The following is a 364-nucleotide window of genomic DNA, read 5'->3' as shown; positions in this document are numbered from 1 at the left end:
ACCCGAACAGCAGCCGGCCAATCTCTTCTTGCCCGGCCCCGCGCAGGCCGGCCAGCGCCAGCATCTCGCCCGGCTGCAAATCGAAGCTCACCGGGCCGATGTCGCCTACCGTGACGCTATCGAGCTGCAGCACCGGCGGACGATGTTCCGGCAGCGGTTCGCGCTGATCGTCCGCCATCGCTTCGCCGACGATGGTTTGCACTAGATCGCGCAGCGAGTAGTCGGCGGTGCGGCCGCCGGCGACATAGCGCCCGTCGCGCATTACGCAGACCCGATCGGCGATTTCGATCACTTCGTCCAGGCGGTGGGTGACGTAAATCATGCCGACCTTTTTGGCGCGCAGCCGGTTGATCACGGCGAACAG

General features: G+C 65.9%; 1 pseudogene. It reads right to left on the bottom strand.

From position 1 onward, the window contains the following. Nucleotides 1-364 (bottom strand): annotated as a pseudogene (locus KHA85_RS20630) (sugar ABC transporter ATP-binding protein); the annotation flags it as partial.

The sequence above is a fragment of the Dietzia massiliensis genome (assembly GCF_018390595.1).
Classification (GTDB): domain Bacteria; phylum Actinomycetota; class Actinomycetes; order Mycobacteriales; family Mycobacteriaceae; genus Dietzia; species Dietzia massiliensis.
Note: the sequence above shows the minus strand (reverse complement) of the source record. Positions and strands in the feature narration are given on the sequence as shown.